Origin of the sequence: Paenibacillus sp. NFR01, from assembly GCF_900111565.1 — a bacterium.
Classification (GTDB): Bacteria; Bacillota; Bacilli; order Paenibacillales; family Paenibacillaceae; genus Paenibacillus_AQ.
In genome coordinates, this window is the sequence record NZ_FOIK01000001.1 from 911,613 (window position 1) to 927,226 (window position 15,614).

Genomic DNA, 15,614 nt, shown 5'->3' on the forward strand with positions numbered 1-15,614 from the left:
GTAAAACTAATTGATTCGAATGGAGTGAAGAGGATGTAGCATTTCTTGCACAATGTAGACAACAGAAGATCAGGTAACGCGAGGTTTATTGATGCGCGTCTGTTTCTGTACATCTATTTGGGCAAGAAAGTTACTTTCCTTTTCACTCAAACGTGATATCTCTATCCGGGGCAGAATTGTCTCTGGTTAGCCATATACATTTGAGCTGCGAGAAGTAACTTTCTTGCGGCTTTTATTTTTGTGTATGGGAGGAATTTACATTATGGCATTGATTTCGGTAAACAATCTTACTTTTGCCCACGAGGGCAGCTACGATAATATTTTTGAGAACGTAAGCTTTCAGCTCGACACCGATTGGAAGCTAGGCTTCACCGGCCGCAACGGCCGAGGTAAAACCACGTTCATGAATCTTCTGCTTGGACGTTACGAATATCGGGGAACCATTTCCTCGAGCGTAGAATTCGACTATTTCCCGTTTCCGGTGGAGCATGCCGAATACCTTACGATGGATATCATCGAAGAGTTGCTTCCGGACGCCCAGAACTGGGAGGTCATGCGGGAGCTAACACTGCTTGAGGTCGCGGACGACGTGCTGTACCGTCCGTTTGAGTCGCTGTCGAACGGCGAGCAGACCAAGGTGCTGCTGGCGGTGCTTTTTCTCAAGGAAAACCATTTCCTGCTGATCGACGAACCGACCAACCACCTCGACATGGAAGCGCGCAGCGTGGTCGCCCGTTATTTGAATTCCAAAAAAGGCTTTATCCTCGTCTCCCATGACCGCTCGTTCCTGGATCACTGCGTCGACCATATTTTATCGATCAACAAGACGAGCATCGACATCCAGAAGGGCAATTTCAGCGACTGGTGGGAAAATAAACAGCGGCAGGATCAATACGAGTTTGCCGAAAACGACAAGCTGCGCAAGGAGATCAAACATCTGGCGGAAGCAGCCAAACGAACCAGCGACTGGTCTGACAAGGTCGAGAAAAGCAAAAACGGGACCCGCAACTCCGGCTCGAAAATCGACAAAGGTTACGTCGGCCATAAAGCCGCCAAAATGATGAAGCGCTCCAAATCGATCGAACAGCGGCAGGAGCAGTCCATCGAAGACAAATCCAGGCTGCTGCGCAATGTCGAGAACACCGCGGAACTGAAAATTTCCCCGCTGCCGTACCATAAAGGCCGGCTGGCAGAGCTGGATCGGGTTGGTATAACCTACGGCGATAAAACGGTGTGCGAGAACATTAGCTTCACGATTGAACAGGGAGACCGCATTGCCCTATCCGGCCGCAACGGTTCCGGCAAATCGAGCCTCATCAAACTGATTGACGGTGAGGATATCGCCTATACCGGCACACTGCGCCGGGGCAGCCAGCTCAAAATTTCGTACGTCTCCCAGGATACCTCGCATCTGCAGGGCAATCTGACGGATTATGCGCGCGAGCAAGACATTGACGAGAGCTTATTCAAGGCCATTCTGCGCAAGCTGGACTTCTCCCGGATCCAGTTTGAAAAAGACATGTCCGCCTTCAGCGGCGGGCAAAAGAAAAAGGTGCTGATTGCCAGAAGCCTCTGCGAGCATGCCCATCTGTACATTTGGGATGAACCGCTGAACTTCATCGACGTCATCTCCCGGATGCAGATCGAAGATTTGCTGCTCGAATATCAGCCGACGCTGCTGTTTGTCGAGCATGACCGGGAATTCGTCCATAACATTGCCACGAAGGTGGTTGAGTTATAGGTTTAGGAAATTAAAGAGAGTCTCCGCAGCAGCGGCTTTCCCTTTGGGGCGGGCCGCTGTTTTTGTTGTTTAAATGAGCAATTTTGTGCTATCGGGCAGACAAGATTACTATGGAAACGCGCGGTAAGGCGAGTGTAAGATAGATGCGAAAGAGCAATTGAATTTTGCGATATCTACAGGAGGAATATCATGAGACATCATACATTTGCGCCCACGCCGCCGCTGGGCTGGAACAGCTGGGATTGCTACGGGGCGAGCGTTACAGAGGAAGAAGTCCGCGGGAATGCGGAGTATATGGCGGAGAATCTGAAGGTTTACGGCTGGGAATATGTCGTCGTCGATATCCAGTGGTCCGAGCCCGGGGCTGTCTCTGACCAGTACCGCCCGTTTGTGCGGCTGGAGACGGATGCCTATTCGCGGCTGATTCCTGCACCGAGCCGCTTTCCGTCCGCAGCGGACGGACAAGGCTTCAAGCCGTTGTCGGATTACGTGCACAGCCTGGGCCTGAAGTTCGGCATTCATATCATGCGCGGGATTCCGCGGCAAGCCGTCCATGACAACACGCCGATTAAGGGAACGGACAAAACGGCGCGCGACATCGCGCATACTTGTTCCTTCTGCGGCTGGAACACGGATATGTACGGCGTGGACGCCTCCAAGGAAGGCGCGCAGCAATATTACAATTCGTTGTTCGAACTGTATGCGGACTGGGGCGTTGATTACATCAAGGTGGATGACATCGCCGATTCCTGGCTGCACGGGGGGACACATCTGGCTGAAATCGAACTGATCCGTAACGCGATCGACCATGTGGGCCGGCCGATCGTGCTGAGCCTGTCGCCGGGACCAGCCCCGGTCAAACATGCCGATTTCTTCGAAGCCAACGCGAATCTGTGGCGGATGACCGACGATTTCTGGGATCACTGGCCGGCGCTGCTGGACATGTTCGACCGCTGCGAAACCTGGGAAGGCCGGCCGAAAGCAGGCTGTTGGCCGGATTGCGACATGCTGCCGCTGGGACGCATCGGCATCCGCAGCGCCGGCGGTGACCGGATGACCCGGTTCACCCGGGACGAACAGCGCACGATGATGACGCTGTGGGCGATCTTCCGCTCGCCGCTCATGTTCGGCGGCGAGCTGCGCGACAACGACGCGTGGACGTTGTCGCTGCTCACGAACCGTGCGGTGCTGGAGCTGCACCGCACGGGACAAGGCGCGCGCAAGGTATCGCGCGCGGACGGCAAGGTCGTTTGGGCGGCGCAGGGACCGCAAGGCGAGCGGTACGCCGCCTTGTTCAACACCGGCGAAGCGCCGGCCGAGGTGGCGGTGTCCCTCGCCGAGCTGGGCGCCGGCGAAGGGATCGCTGTGACCGCGACCGAGCTATGGTCCGGTGAGGCGCGGGCGTTAACCGGCGGCGTGCTGTCGGCGACGGTTGCACCGCATGGCGCGCTGCTATTTAAGCTCTAAGCGAGCTAGAAGGGCGGAGCGATTGAAGCGGACAGCGGGTTTAACTGCCTCGCTTGATCCGCTTCGTTGCATTTTGTGCAGCGGAATACCGCGAACAAGGGCAAATTTCTTTCATCCGTTGCATATTGCGCAACGGATTTTCCATTTCTGGACGAAAAAGAACTATTTGACTGAATTTTATTGTATAAAATGCAATGGTATTTATAACCCGGACATTTGGAAGCAACTCCAATGTGCAATGTGCAACGAAGCGGCTTAGGCAAGCATGCACTTCACTCTGAGAATATTGACACCCCTCAACTATGCGTATACATTTGTATACGAGGGCAAGAATGCATACAATTGTATACAGATTCACTTGAAGAGAGGGGGGCCAGCATGCAAGAGGATAGACCGGAGCATCGCGACCACCGCGGACACGACCATCATGAGCCTTGGGACAAACGGGACTGCCGCGAGCATGGCGGGGATGACAAGAAGAAATTCCAGAGCGCGCAGACGTTCCGGCGCGGCCGGGCGATCGCTTTTCTGGAACGGCTGAACGTTAAACGGGCCACACTGCAGCAGCAGCTGCAGCAGCCGGAATTGGATTCGATCCGGCCAGTGATCAGCGGGGAGCTGAAGGCGACGGATGCGATCATTCAGGAGTTCATCCATATGTTCGAGCTTCGCGAAATTGTTGCCGGGCAGGGGCCGGGCAACCCAAATTATCCAAAGGAGAGTGAAACCGATGAGCATGGACCAACTGATCAGGACACGCAGAACGATTAAATCCTTTAAACCGGACCCGATTGCGGAGACAGCATTGCTCCATTGGCTGGAGACGGCCAGTTATGCGCCGAATCACCGGATGAATGAGCCTTGGGAGCTGCTGCGGGTTGGCCCGGCAACGCGGGCGAAGCTGAATCACAAGACGGACTTCGGGCATGCACCGGTTGTGCTGGCATTGCTGTCGAAGCCGGCGGCGACTGCGTTCGAACGCGATGAGAACCTGCTGGCGGTTGCGTGCTTTGCGCAAAACTTCCTGCTGGCTGCACATGAAGCCGGCGTTGGCGCTTATTGGGCTTCCATGGGCGCTTTGCCGCAGAACCGTGAAATCCTTGGCGTCCAAGAGGGCTATGATGTGGTCGGATTGTTCGCGATCGGTTATCCCGAGGAGATTCCGAATGTTCGTCCGCGTACTTCGATCGCTGATAAACTGACCCTTCTGCCCTGAGGCCGGCGGCAAGCGCAATAGCAATGAGCGCAACAACTTATTATTTACGGGGCGGCGTCCGCCGACGGCACATGCCGGTTCCGAATTAAACGAAGGTGATCGGAATGTGGAAATTGCGAGGCCATTTGCGGCCGTATTTATGGTGGTGCATCCTTGCACCGTTATGTATGATTGTCGAAGTCTTTATGGATCTGCTCCAGCCGACGCTGATGGCTAGCATAGTCGATCACGGCATCCTGAAGAATGATATGGCGCATATCGTCTCCACCGGACTGACCATGATCGGCGTAGCCGTGATCGGCATGATCGGCGGGGTAGGCTGCAGCATCTTTTCCAGCTATGCTTCCCAGCATTTCGGCAATGATCTGCGGATCAGGTTGTTTGAGCATATCCAGACCTTCTCGAACCGCAATCTGGACCGGCTGAAGACCGGGTCTCTCATTACCCGGCTGACCAACGATGTCGTGCAGCTGCAGACCTTTGTCCAAATGATTCTGCGGATGTTCGTCCGCTCGCCGCTGCTGCTGGTCGGCAGTTTGGTCATGGCGATCCGGATCAGCCCGGCTTTGACGCTGATCTTGCTTGTCGCGGTACCTTTGCTGTTTGGGCTGCTGTATACGCTGATCCGCCTGTCGTTTCCGCTGTTTTCCAGAATGCAGGTGAAGCTGGATGGCGTAAATACGGTTCTGCAGGAAAATCTGTCGGGCGTACGCGTCATCAAAGCTTTTGTGCGGGGACGCCATGAGCAGGAGCGATTCGACAATGCCAACAGCGAATACAACCGGATGTCGATCCGGGCGATTCGTCTGATGGCGCTGAATCAGCCGCTGATGATGCTGATCCTGAACGCCAGCATCGTTGCCGTGTTATGGTACGGCGGGCTGCGCACTTGGCATCACGGCCTGCCGATCGGCGATCTGATCGCTTATATCAACTATGTTACGCAGCTGTTCATGTCGATGATGATGCTGAGCAATATGCTGACTTTCGTCTCGCGTGCCAAAGTATCCGCTGACCGGGTCAACGAAGTGCTGGCGACCGAAAGCGAAATTCACGATGAACCTGATGCGGCGACCGGCGCGATCCGCACGGGGCGAATTGAATTTAACGATGTCTCGTTCGCCTATGACCGGACGGACGAAAATCTGGTGCTGAACCGCGTAAGTTTTGTCGCCGAACCGGGTGAAACGGTAGCGATCCTTGGCGCTACCGGGGCAGGCAAATCCACGCTGGTCAGTCTGATCCCGCGCCTGTACGATGTGACCTCCGGCTCGGTCACCATAGACGGAACCGACATCCGCGAGATTGCGCTCGATGATTTGCGCGCGAACATCGGAATGGTGATGCAGCAGACAATATTGTTCAGCGGGACGGTGCGAGACAATATTGCATACGGCCGGACTAATGCCGGCATCGATGACGTAAGGCAGGCGGCGGTAACCGCCGAAGCCGACGATTTTGTCTCCGGGCTTCCCGAAGGCTACAATACTCCGCTCGGCCAACGCGGCGTGAATCTGTCCGGCGGTCAGAAGCAGCGTCTTTCGATTGCCCGGGCGCTGATGATCCGTCCGAAAATACTGATTCTGGACGATAGCACCAGCGCACTGGACGCGGCGACGGAGTCGCGGGTCCGCCAGCGGCTCAAGGAACGGCTAAAGGACAGCACCAAGATTCTGATCGCCCAGCGCGTCTCCTCTGTCATCGATGCGGACAGGATCCTGGTGCTTGAGAACGGCCGTATCGCCGCGCAGGGAACACACGAAGAACTGCTGCAGGGCAGTGAAATTTACCGCGACATCCGGCAGTCGCAGCTTAAGGAAGAGGAGGCGGAGCCTTATGTCCAGCATCCATAACCGTCCTCCGGGTCCGGGCGGAATCGCCGGGGGCCCGCAGGGCGGACACGGGCCGGTGCGCGGCGTTGTGCCGAAGGTACGGGCCAAAAACCGCTCGGCCACGATCCGGCGCATCTGGACGTACCTGAACCGTCAGCGGGCCGGACTGATTACGGTGTATATTTTTACCGCGTTAAATGCGCTCGTCTCGCTTCTCGGCCCTTACCTGATCGGCCAAGCGATCGATCAGGCGGTCATTCCCGGCGATTATGATCTGCTTCTGCGCTTCTGCCTGTTCATCCTCGGCATCTATGCGCTTGGCAGCGCGGTGGCCTGGGTCCAGGCATACGTCATGACGGCCGTGTCCCAGAATACGGTGCTCGAACTGCGGCGCGATCTGTTTGCCAAATATCAGGAGCTTCCCGTGCCGTTCTTTGATACCCATGTCAGCGGAGAGCTGATGAGCCGGGCGACGAACGACATCGACAACGTCTCGAACTCGCTGAACCAAAGCGTCACGCAGCTGCTGAACAGCATCATCATGCTGAGCGGATCGCTCGTCATTATGCTTACGTTGAATGTTTCGCTGACCCTGATTGCCCTAATCACGGTACCGCTGGTCCTGCTGGCCAGCCGCAAGATAAGCGGCCTCAGCCGGAGCTTTTTCAAGAACCAGCAGAAGCATCTCGGCGAACTGAACGGATACATTGAAGAAACGGTCACCGGGCAAAAGGTTGTAAAGCAGTACCGCCGGGAGGCGCTTGAGGTCGCACGTTTCCGCGGGAACAGCGACGAGCTGAATAAAGTCGGCATCAAGGCGCAAATCGTCTCCGGCTTGGTGGGTCCGGTCATGAACTTGATCAATAACCTGAACTTTGCGCTCATCGCCGGCGCGGGCGGTCTGCTCGTCTATCACAAGCTCGCAACGGTCGGGGTGATCGTGAGCTTCCTCAACTATTCGAAGCAGTTCGGCCGTCCGATCTCCGAGCTTGCCAACCAATACAATTTGATTCAGTCGGCGATTGCCGGTGCCGAGCGGGTCTTTGAAGTGATGGATACGCCAGGCGAATATGACGGAGAAATACGGAGCGAATTGCCGCGCCTAAAGGGCGAAGTGATCTTTGACCATGTATCGTTCGGATACAAGCCGGATGCCCTGATTTTGCAGGATGTATCGTTCCGGGCGGAGCCGGGCCAGAAAATCGCGCTCGTTGGTCCGACCGGAGCCGGCAAGACGACGATCGTTAATCTCATTACCCGGTTCTACGAGGTGATTGGCGGGGCGATTCTGCTGGACGGCGGCAACATCCGGAACATGGACAAAAATGCCTTGCGCAGCCAGCTCGGGATGGTGCTCCAGGACGCGTTCGTCTTCTCGGGCACGATTCGCGACAATATCCGCTTTGGCCGGCTGGAAGCTACAGACGAAGAAGTGGAGCAGGCGGCGAAGCTGGCCAACGCCCACGGTTTCATTGCCCGGCTGCCGCATGGCTATGACACGAAGCTGGGACCGGAAGGCGGCAATCTCAGCCACGGCCAGCGCCAGCTGCTCACGATTGCCCGGGCGATTCTCGCCGATCCGGCAATCCTGATTCTGGATGAAGCGACCAGCAGCGTGGATACGCGGACGGAGATGAACATCCAGGCGGCGATGAAGGCGCTGATGCAGGGGCGGACCAGCTTCGTGATCGCTCACCGGCTAAGCACGATCCGAGACGCCGACCGCATCCTGGTCATACAGGGCGGACGGATCGTCGAGCAGGGGCGGCATGAGCAGCTGCTTGCGCTCGGAGGCGTTTACCACGAGCTGTACAACAGCCAGTTCAAACGCGCGATCCAGGAGGATGTTTCTTAATTGCAGGCTTCGTACCTGCTTATATACAGCAGTAGCTGACTCTTTTTCGATCAGGGAGCGGTTGCTGCTGTTTTTATTCTGCAGAGCATGTAGGGATTCAAGATAAAAGCCCTGCGTTTAATTTGACAGGAATCCTGGATTATGCAACTATATAGTTAGACAGACTAACTATATGGAAGAGGTCACATATGGACGAACTTATCGGCAGAAGCGCAGAGATTATCGGGTTGTTTTGCCGGCAGCAGACGAATGTCAGAAAGGAACTCCCGGTACGTTCCAGTGAAATGGGCGCGCTGATTTTCGTCGAAAGGCAGGCGGGCCAGGTAACCCCGCTGATGCTCAGCGCTTTTTTTCAAATCTCCAAACCTTCGGTCACGACAATCATCCATTCGCTGGTGAAAAAGCAGTTTCTGCGCAAAATCCCCTCCTCCAGCGACGGGAGAAGCTACAGCGTTGAACTTACGCCATCCGGCAGGGCGTTGGTCTCCACAATGGCGGAGGAATATTACCGGAATCTTGAACGCTTAGAAGAAGAAATGGGCGAGGCCGAATTTGCATTGTTTATCAATCTCATGCAGAAAGCCACGGATATTCTGGGAAAGAAGGAGAGACGGCAATGAAAATTTTGGTCACAGGCGCATCGGGGAATGTCGGCAGTTATGTGGTGGAGGAGTTGTTGCGGCTCAGCGAGCAGGTAGTGGCTGCAGGTACGGATCCGCAAAAATTAAACGCCAAATTCGGCGGCCGAGTGGAATGTGTTCGGCTCGATTTTACCGACAGCCGCACCTTTGAATCGGCTTTGACGCAGGTGGACAGAGTGTTTCTGGTCCGGCCGCCGCATTTAGGAAAACCTGAAGATTTATATCCTTTTATCGATGCTTTAAAAACGCGCCGGCTGCTTCTGGTCTCCTTCCTCTCGCTGATGGGCGTGGAGAAAAATACGATTCCGCCGCATCACAAAATCGAAAAACGCATCGAAGCCGCCGGCATTCCGTATGCCCACGTCCGTCCCGGATTTTTTATGCAAAATATCTCCGGCATCCATGCAGCGGAAATCAAGGAGGAGAACCGCATCTTCATCCCTGCGGGAAAGAGCAAAACCAGCTTTATCGATGCGGCCGACATCGGGCTTGCCGTAGCGGCTTTGCTTCACGCTCCCGAGCAATACCGCAACACCACCCACACCTTGACCGGTGCCGAAGCGCTGGATTATGACCAGGTTGCCCGGATTTTGAGCGAAGTGACGGGCCGGACGATTACGTATGCTAAACCGGGTTATCTGCAATACAGAAGCCGGATGATCAAGCGGCGGGGACTGGACAAAGCTTATGTCAACGTTACGGTCGCGCTGTACTTTATGACCCGGATGGGGACGGCCAAAGCTGTTGCTCCGGATTTCCGGCGTTTGACCGGCCGCGAGCCGCGGTCTTTTTATGATTTCGCGAAAGCTCATTTGGCTTGTTTTTCCGACTGAATCCGAATCAGAAGGCCATAGCCGCAGCCATGCCGGATCAAGTCCACAGGCGTTCCACCCGCAGCAACTGGTTGTCTGCAAAATCCATCCGGTATACATCGGGCTTGGACGCCTTAAGCATGAAGTCCAGATCGTACCTCGGGTCGTAACTGGCCATCATCAGCGCCATCACGGCGCCGTGGGTGCCAATGGCGATCTTTTGCCCGGGATAGGCAGCGAGCAGGTCCCGAAGCACAGCTGTCGCTCGGGTTTGGCATGCCCGGTTGGATTCGCCGTCCGGCAAGGCATAGTCTGGGTCTGCATAGCAACGATTCAGCAGCGGCATGAGCTCAGCATCCGGCATACGGGTAACTGCACCGGAAAAACGCTGTTCGCGTAAATCATCGTGCGTTGTAATATGCTTGCCGGCTAGACGAGCCAGTGGTTCAAGCGTCTGTACGGCGCGCGTGTAGGGGCTGGATACGAAAATTCCAATGCCTTCGCCGGCAAGCCTCTCACCGATAAGCTCGGCGTCAGCGCTTCCTTTTTCGCTAAGTCCGCGCGTTTGTTCCGTTCCGCCGGTCCGCGGCGATTCGCCATGCCTGATCATATAAATTGAGGTAATCATGAAGCCCTCCTTGATATGGGTAATAGTTTAATCATAACGGGAACCGGCCGTATGTACAGAAAACGATGAACAGGGTCCGGCGATGATGTATAATGTTAGTGTTGATATTATACTAGGGGTGAAATTGTGCTAACAAAAATTAATCTGGCTGGCGAATGGAAGCTGCTGATCGACGAAGAACATACGGGATATACCCTACCGGAATCGTATAATGATGTGATCGATTTACCCGGAACGACGTCGCATGCGCGCAAAGGGCCGAAAAATGACAACAAGCTGATCGGGGCGTTGACGGACGAATATTTATTTGAAGGACAAGTGTGGTATGCCAAGGAAGTGGAGATCCCCGAGCTGCCGGAAGGCGGCAACACTCTTTTGTATCTGGAGCGTACCCGCATGACTAAGGTTTGGCTGGACGGCGAAGAGCTGGGCAGCCGTAACAGCCTGAATACGGCGCATATCTATGACCTGACCGGCAAGCTGCAGGCGGGCCGGCATACGCTGACGGTCCGGGTAGATAATACCGGTTATCCGACCAAAGGCGGCCATTTGACTTCGCCGGACACGCAGACGAACTGGAACGGAATTACCGGCAGAATGGAGATTCAAATCTACGGAGCAGCTTATCTGAGCGATATCCGGCTTGATCCGGAGTTGGCTGAACGCAGCGTAATGATCTCAGCGGCTCTGAACGGCACGGGTGCTGCAAGCGTAACGGTATCGGCCGAAAGCTTTAACGGCGAAACCGTACATCAGGCAGAGGAGCGGAGTTACGCCGTCATTCCCGGCGCTCTAAACGTCCGCTACGCGCTTGGCGAAGATGCCCTGCTGTGGAGCGAAGCGGCTCCGAATCTGTATAAGATCCGCCTTACCGTCAAGGACGCCGAAGGGCAGGAGACCGACCGCCAGGAGGTTATTTTCGGCTTGCGCGAGTTCGGGGCAGCCGGCGATAAATTTACGATCAATGGCGCCAAAACCTTTCTCCGCGGCAAACATGACGGCCTCATCTTTCCGCTGACCGGTTATGCACCGACCGATGTAGAGGAATGGGTAAGAATCCTGGGCATTTCCAAGGCGTACGGCATGAACCATTACCGGTTCCACACCTGCTGCCCTCCGGAAGCGGCATTTACGGCTGCCGATATGCTGGGAATTTATATGCAGCCGGAGCTTCCGTTCTGGGGAACGATTACGACCGAAGCGGACGAGAACCACAACCAGGCAGAGCAGGACTATCTCATCAGCGAAGGGTATGCCATCCTCAAGGCGTTCGGCAACCACCCTTCGTTCGTGATGATGTCGCTGGGCAACGAGCTGTGGGGCAGCCGCGAGAAGATCGATGCGATTCTTAAGGAATACAAGGAATTCGACAGCCGGCATTTGTACACACAGGGATCGAACAATCATCAGTTCATGCCGGAAATTCTGGAGCATGACGACTTCTTCAGCGGTGTGCGTTTCTCCCGCGACCGGTTATTCCGCGGCTCCTATGCGATGTGCGATGCGCCGCTTGGCCACGTGCAAACCGATCTGCCGGGCACGATGAAGGATTACGACGATCAGATCGTGCCGCCGGATTTCCGGAATGCAAGCGATGCCGAGCTTTCTTCCGGGGCAACTATCCAAATTCAGTACGGCACCGAGGCGAAAACCGTTCAGGTCGGCGACGGGTCCGGCGAATGGATTCCGCAAATTCCGGTCGTGTCCCATGAAATTGGACAATACGCGACGTTCCCGGATTTTGAAGAGATCGTTAAATATTCCGGCTCGCTGAAAGCCCATAACTTCGAAGTATTCCGCGAACGCCTGGAGAGCAAAGGACTTGGTCATTTGGCCAAAGCTTATTTCGAGAACTCCGGCCAGCTTGCCATGGATTGTTATAAGGAGGAGCTGGAAGCTGCGTTCCGTTCCCGCCGTCTGGCCGGGTTCCAGCTGCTTGACCTGCAGGATTTCAGCGGCCAGGGTACGGCGCTTGTCGGCGTACTGGATGCTTTTATGGACTCCAAAGGCCTGATTACGCCGGAGGACTGGCGGACATTCTGCGGCGATGCCGTGGTGATGGCGCGTTTCCCGAAATTCAACTATGCGTCCGGGGAACGGTTTGAAGCATCTGCTGAGCTTGCCTGGTACCGGGCGGAGTCGCCTGAATTTTTCCACCTGCACTGGGCATTGAAGACGGAGCAAGGTATACTTGCGGAAGGCGCAGCCAAAGCCGGAGCCTCCGGGGAAGCCAACTATTTTGATTTCGGAGCCATTACGGCGCTGCTTCCTGAAGTCGAGGTTATGCGTAAAGCCGTTTTATCCTTGTGGATTGAAGGCACCGATGTCCGTAAAACCTATGATCTCTGGATCTATCCGCAGCAAAATAAGGACCCGCTCAGCGGCGTTCGCGTATTCGATGAACTGTCTGACGATGCTTTGGAGCTGCTCCGACAAGGCGAAAACGTGCTGCTGATGCCAAAGCCGGAGTCGCTTGAGAATGCCATAGAAGGCTTTTACTGCACGGATTTCTGGTGTTATCCAATGTTCCGTTCCATCTCGGAGAGCATGAACCGGCCGGTACCGGTCGGCACGATGGGGCTCTTGATCGACAACGTACACCCGGTGCTGCGCGGCTTCCAAAGCGAAACCCACTCCACATACCCGTGGTGGAACCTTGTGGAGAATTCCAAATCGATCATTATGGATGACACGGCTAATGACTGGAGCCCGATTGTGCAAACCATCGATAATTTCGAACGCAACCATAAACTCGGCTTCCTGTTTGAATGCCGGGTCGGCGCCGGCAAGCTGCTGGTATGCCCGCTGGATTTCCGTAAGGTGCAGGATACGCTGGAAGGCCGGCAGTTCCTCTCCAGCATTGCCGCTTATATGGCCTCGGACGAATTTAATCCGCAGCATGAATCGAATGGGGAAGAACTGCGCCAACTCATCCATTAAGTTTCAAGGAGGAAGTAATGATTATTACCGTCGACCGCGCCGGTTCATCCGGCGTCGCCGTTGTGGAGAGCGAAACGCTTGTGCTCCGCGACGTGCAGGATGCGCTTGATCTGATGGCCACCGTTACGTATAACCACGACTGCAACAAGCTTTTGCTCCATCAGGAGAACATCGTAGAAGAATTTTTTGACCTGAAAACCAGGATAGCAGGCGAAATCCTGCAAAAGTACGTCAATTACGGCTTCAAGCTGGCGATTGTCGGGGATTATTCCCGGTATGACAGCAAAGCGCTTAAAGATTTCATCTATGAATGCAACAACGGCAAGCAAATCTTCTTCCTGAACAGCAGGGAGGAAGCGCTGCAAGCCCTGCACGCCGTATAAACCCATCAAGCCGTCCCGGAGCCATCCTTGGCCTCCAGGGCGGCTTTTTTATACAAACGGGAATCGGTGTAGAGGGTTATGAGGTAATTTATACCTAATTTCGGAGCGGTCTGCTATTCTATTGAATCAAATAGGACCTGTGGAAGAGGAGGCTGCTGCATGATCGAATTGGAACCGGCGTTTTATCCGGAGGCGCTGGAGTTGTTAAGGCAAAGCCCGATAAATACATTGTTTGCTGAATCAGTATTGTTGAAAAAGGTATCCGGCAAACTGTATGGCGATCATCCGGCCAACCCGCGAACCTTTTATGTCGTCCATCCGTACGGGATGTCGCTGTTATTCGGCGAACCGGGGAGTCCGGCCTTTCAACAGGCATTTATCGAATACGTGACCGGTATGTCCGGGAAACGCACTTTTACGGAATGGCTGCAGGCCGACCCGGCCGAGGCGTGGGAAGCGTGGACGGATTCCGTGATGGAGATATGCAATCGCGAAGTCAGCCGCGGCAGCGGAACGAAAGAAACGGGAGGGCAGCAGATTGAACGGAGTGTCCGAGTGAACTTTGCGTTCGACCGGGACCAATATGCGACCGGGAAAAAGAACGTCGTCCCGCCGGCTGGAGAATTGGTGCGGACGGACGAAACGCTCTTCGAAGCCTTGCAGGGCGCGGTGGTTCCCCGCTATTTCTGGCGCGATGCCAAGCATTTTGCCAGCGAAGGCGCAGGCTTTACGCTGCTGCATGGCGGCGCACCCGCATCGACGGCGTTCTCGTCATGCCGGATAGGAAGCAAGCTGGAGATCGGTATCGAGACCACAGCGGAATATCGCGGCACCGGATACGCGTATGCCGTGTGCTCAGCGCTGATCGATTACTGCCTGGCACATGATCTGGAACCGGTATGGGCCTGCCGCAGGGATAATGAAGGTTCCTACCGGCTCGCAGTACGTTTGGGCTTTCGGCCGACCTACACTCTTCCGTATTATCGCCTGCCCCTTGATTTGAAATAAAGAGTTGACTTGGAGTGAACTCCAGAGGGTAAGCTGTCGAAGTGAAGACGAATACTAGAACAATCCTAGGAGAGTGAAGGAAAATGGAATACGCAAAGCTTGGCCGTACCGGCCTGGAGGTCTCGCGGATTTGCCTCGGCTGCATGAGTTATGGGGTGCCTGAGCGCGGGATGGCGCCGTGGTCGCTGAATGAAGCCGACAGCCGTCCGTTCATCAAACGCGCACTGGAGCTCGGCATCAACTTTTTCGATACCGCGAATGTGTATTCGGATGGAACCAGCGAGGAATTCGTTGGCCGTGCTTTAAAAGAATTCACTACCCGGGATGAAGTGGTCATCGCCACCAAAGTCTTTTTCCGCATGTCGCCGGGACCGAACGGCGCGGGGCTCTCCCGGAAAGCAATTATGGCCGAAATCGACAACAGTTTACGGCGGCTCGGGACGGATTACGTGGACCTGTACCAGATTCACCGCTGGGACCCGACTACGCCGATCGAAGAGACGATGGAAGCGCTCCATGATGTCGTGAAAGCCGGAAAAGCACGGTATATCGGCGCTTCCTCGATGTACGCGTGGCAGTTTCTCAAAGCGCAGCATACCGCCGAGCGCAATGGTTGGACAAAATTCGTCTCGATGCAGAATTTCCTGAATCTTCTGTACCGCGAAGAAGAACGAGAGATGCTGCCGCTATGCCGCGAGGACGGTATCGGCGTCATTCCATGGAGTCCGCTCGCCCGCGGACGGCTTACCCGGGATTGGCAAGAACAAACCGAGCGTTCCGCTAAGGATGCAGTCGCCCAAGCCTTTTATGCCAAAATGGATGACGCCGACCGGGCCATCGTTGAACGCGTGGCGCAAATTGCCGCCGAACGAGGCGTGCCGCGTGCGCAGGTCGCCCTGGCTTGGGTGCTGCAAAAAGAAGGCGTAACCGCGCCGATCATCGGTGCAACCAAACCTCATCATCTGGAGGATGCGGTGAACAGTTTAGATGTGAAATTAACCGCAGAAGAAGTAGCCCGGCTGGAAGCCCCTTATGTACCTCATCCGGTCATGGGAAATTTAAGTTAAACGGTCATACATGAAATGTCTAGA

General features: G+C 55.2%; 13 protein-coding genes. 12 read left to right on the top strand and 1 reads right to left on the bottom strand.

The genetic code is table 11. The features are described from left to right. The first annotated feature begins 262 nt into the window (after window positions 1–262). The 8 genes from BMW84_RS04100 to BMW84_RS04135 all read left to right on the top strand — a co-directional run bounded on the left by BMW84_RS04100 (window position 263) and on the right by BMW84_RS04135 (window position 9,585). A complete protein-coding gene (locus BMW84_RS04100) occupies window positions 263–1,741 on the top strand; it encodes an Lsa family ABC-F type ribosomal protection protein (protein WP_091064745.1) in 1,479 nt (492 codons plus the stop codon). Between the two features lie 189 nt (window positions 1,742–1,930). Further along, window positions 1,931–3,208 carry a glycoside hydrolase family 27 protein gene (locus BMW84_RS04105; RefSeq protein ID WP_091064747.1) on the top strand — a complete coding sequence of 426 codons (1,278 nt, stop codon included), beginning with the start codon at window positions 1,931–1,933 and terminating at the stop codon, window positions 3,206–3,208. A gap of 378 nt (window positions 3,209–3,586) precedes the next feature. After that, on the top strand, window positions 3,587–3,979 hold the full coding sequence (locus BMW84_RS04110; RefSeq protein ID WP_091064750.1) for a hypothetical protein: 393 nt from the start codon (window positions 3,587–3,589) through the stop codon (window positions 3,977–3,979). After that, window positions 3,939–4,424, top strand: coding sequence for a nitroreductase family protein (locus tag BMW84_RS04115; RefSeq protein ID WP_091064751.1), 486 nt, complete (start codon window positions 3,939–3,941; stop codon window positions 4,422–4,424). Before BMW84_RS04110 ends, BMW84_RS04115 begins: the two co-directional genes overlap by 41 nt. A 104-nt stretch (window positions 4,425–4,528) precedes the next feature. Then, complete coding sequence (locus BMW84_RS04120; protein ID WP_091064754.1) at window positions 4,529–6,277, top strand: ABC transporter ATP-binding protein; 1,749 nt, start codon at window positions 4,529–4,531, stop codon at window positions 6,275–6,277. Next, entirely contained in the window at window positions 6,261–8,111 is a 1,851-nt protein-coding gene (locus tag BMW84_RS04125) for an ABC transporter ATP-binding protein (RefSeq protein ID WP_091064756.1), read from the top strand. The genes BMW84_RS04120 and BMW84_RS04125 overlap by 17 nt, the downstream gene beginning before the upstream one ends. A 188-nt stretch (window positions 8,112–8,299) precedes the next feature. Then, entirely contained in the window at window positions 8,300–8,731 is a 432-nt protein-coding gene (locus BMW84_RS04130; protein WP_091064758.1) for a MarR family winged helix-turn-helix transcriptional regulator, read from the top strand. Continuing rightward, a complete protein-coding gene (locus BMW84_RS04135; RefSeq protein ID WP_091064760.1) occupies window positions 8,728–9,585 on the top strand; it encodes an SDR family oxidoreductase in 858 nt (285 codons plus the stop codon). The genes BMW84_RS04130 and BMW84_RS04135 overlap by 4 nt, the downstream gene beginning before the upstream one ends. A gap of 37 nt (window positions 9,586–9,622) precedes the next feature. Here the strand turns inward: BMW84_RS04135 and BMW84_RS04140 are convergent, their stop codons facing one another. Beyond that, the gene (locus tag BMW84_RS04140) at window positions 9,623–10,192 is read right to left on the bottom strand and encodes a histidine phosphatase family protein (protein WP_091064762.1); all 570 of its coding nucleotides are present in this window, start codon (window positions 10,190–10,192) and stop codon (window positions 9,623–9,625) included. 126 nt (window positions 10,193–10,318) lie between these two features. On the opposite strand from BMW84_RS04140, the gene BMW84_RS04145 reads away from it, so the two are divergent. From BMW84_RS04145 to BMW84_RS04160, 4 genes are all read left to right on the top strand, one after another. Beyond that, window positions 10,319–13,132: a glycoside hydrolase family 2 TIM barrel-domain containing protein gene (locus BMW84_RS04145; RefSeq protein WP_091064764.1), complete on the top strand. Its 2,814-nt coding sequence runs from the start codon at window positions 10,319–10,321 to the stop codon at window positions 13,130–13,132. Window positions 13,133–13,149: 17 nt separating this feature from the next. Beyond that, a complete protein-coding gene (locus BMW84_RS04150; protein WP_091064767.1) occupies window positions 13,150–13,515 on the top strand; it encodes a DUF4180 domain-containing protein in 366 nt (121 codons plus the stop codon). A 159-nt stretch (window positions 13,516–13,674) separates the two neighbouring features. Next, complete coding sequence (locus tag BMW84_RS04155; RefSeq protein ID WP_091064770.1) at window positions 13,675–14,523, top strand: GNAT family N-acetyltransferase; 849 nt, start codon at window positions 13,675–13,677, stop codon at window positions 14,521–14,523. 83 nt (window positions 14,524–14,606) lie between these two features. After that, window positions 14,607–15,590 carry an aldo/keto reductase gene (locus BMW84_RS04160; RefSeq protein WP_091064772.1) on the top strand — a complete coding sequence of 328 codons (984 nt, stop codon included), beginning with the start codon at window positions 14,607–14,609 and terminating at the stop codon, window positions 15,588–15,590. Window positions 15,591–15,614: the final 24 nt, after the last annotated feature.

Bases quoted from the DNA above. Each gene is read 5' to 3' on its own strand.
- BMW84_RS04100 (WP_091064745.1), top strand. From the start codon at position 263: ATGGCATTGATTTCGGTAAACAATCTTACTTTTGCCCACGAGGGCAGC.
- BMW84_RS04105 (WP_091064747.1), top strand. From the start codon at position 1,931: ATGAGACATCATACATTTGCGCCCACGCCGCCGCTGGGCTGGAACAGC.
- BMW84_RS04110 (WP_091064750.1), top strand. From the start codon at position 3,587: ATGCAAGAGGATAGACCGGAGCATCGCGACCACCGCGGACACGACCAT.
- BMW84_RS04115 (WP_091064751.1), top strand. From the start codon at position 3,939: ATGAGCATGGACCAACTGATCAGGACACGCAGAACGATTAAATCCTTT.
- BMW84_RS04120 (WP_091064754.1), top strand. From the start codon at position 4,529: ATGTGGAAATTGCGAGGCCATTTGCGGCCGTATTTATGGTGGTGCATC.
- BMW84_RS04125 (WP_091064756.1), top strand. From the start codon at position 6,261: ATGTCCAGCATCCATAACCGTCCTCCGGGTCCGGGCGGAATCGCCGGG.
- BMW84_RS04130 (WP_091064758.1), top strand. From the start codon at position 8,300: ATGGACGAACTTATCGGCAGAAGCGCAGAGATTATCGGGTTGTTTTGC.
- BMW84_RS04135 (WP_091064760.1), top strand. From the start codon at position 8,728: ATGAAAATTTTGGTCACAGGCGCATCGGGGAATGTCGGCAGTTATGTG.
- BMW84_RS04140 (WP_091064762.1), bottom strand. From the start codon at position 10,192: ATGATTACCTCAATTTATATGATCAGGCATGGCGAATCGCCGCGGACC.
- BMW84_RS04150 (WP_091064767.1), top strand. From the start codon at position 13,150: ATGATTATTACCGTCGACCGCGCCGGTTCATCCGGCGTCGCCGTTGTG.
- BMW84_RS04155 (WP_091064770.1), top strand. From the start codon at position 13,675: ATGATCGAATTGGAACCGGCGTTTTATCCGGAGGCGCTGGAGTTGTTA.
- BMW84_RS04160 (WP_091064772.1), top strand. From the start codon at position 14,607: ATGGAATACGCAAAGCTTGGCCGTACCGGCCTGGAGGTCTCGCGGATT.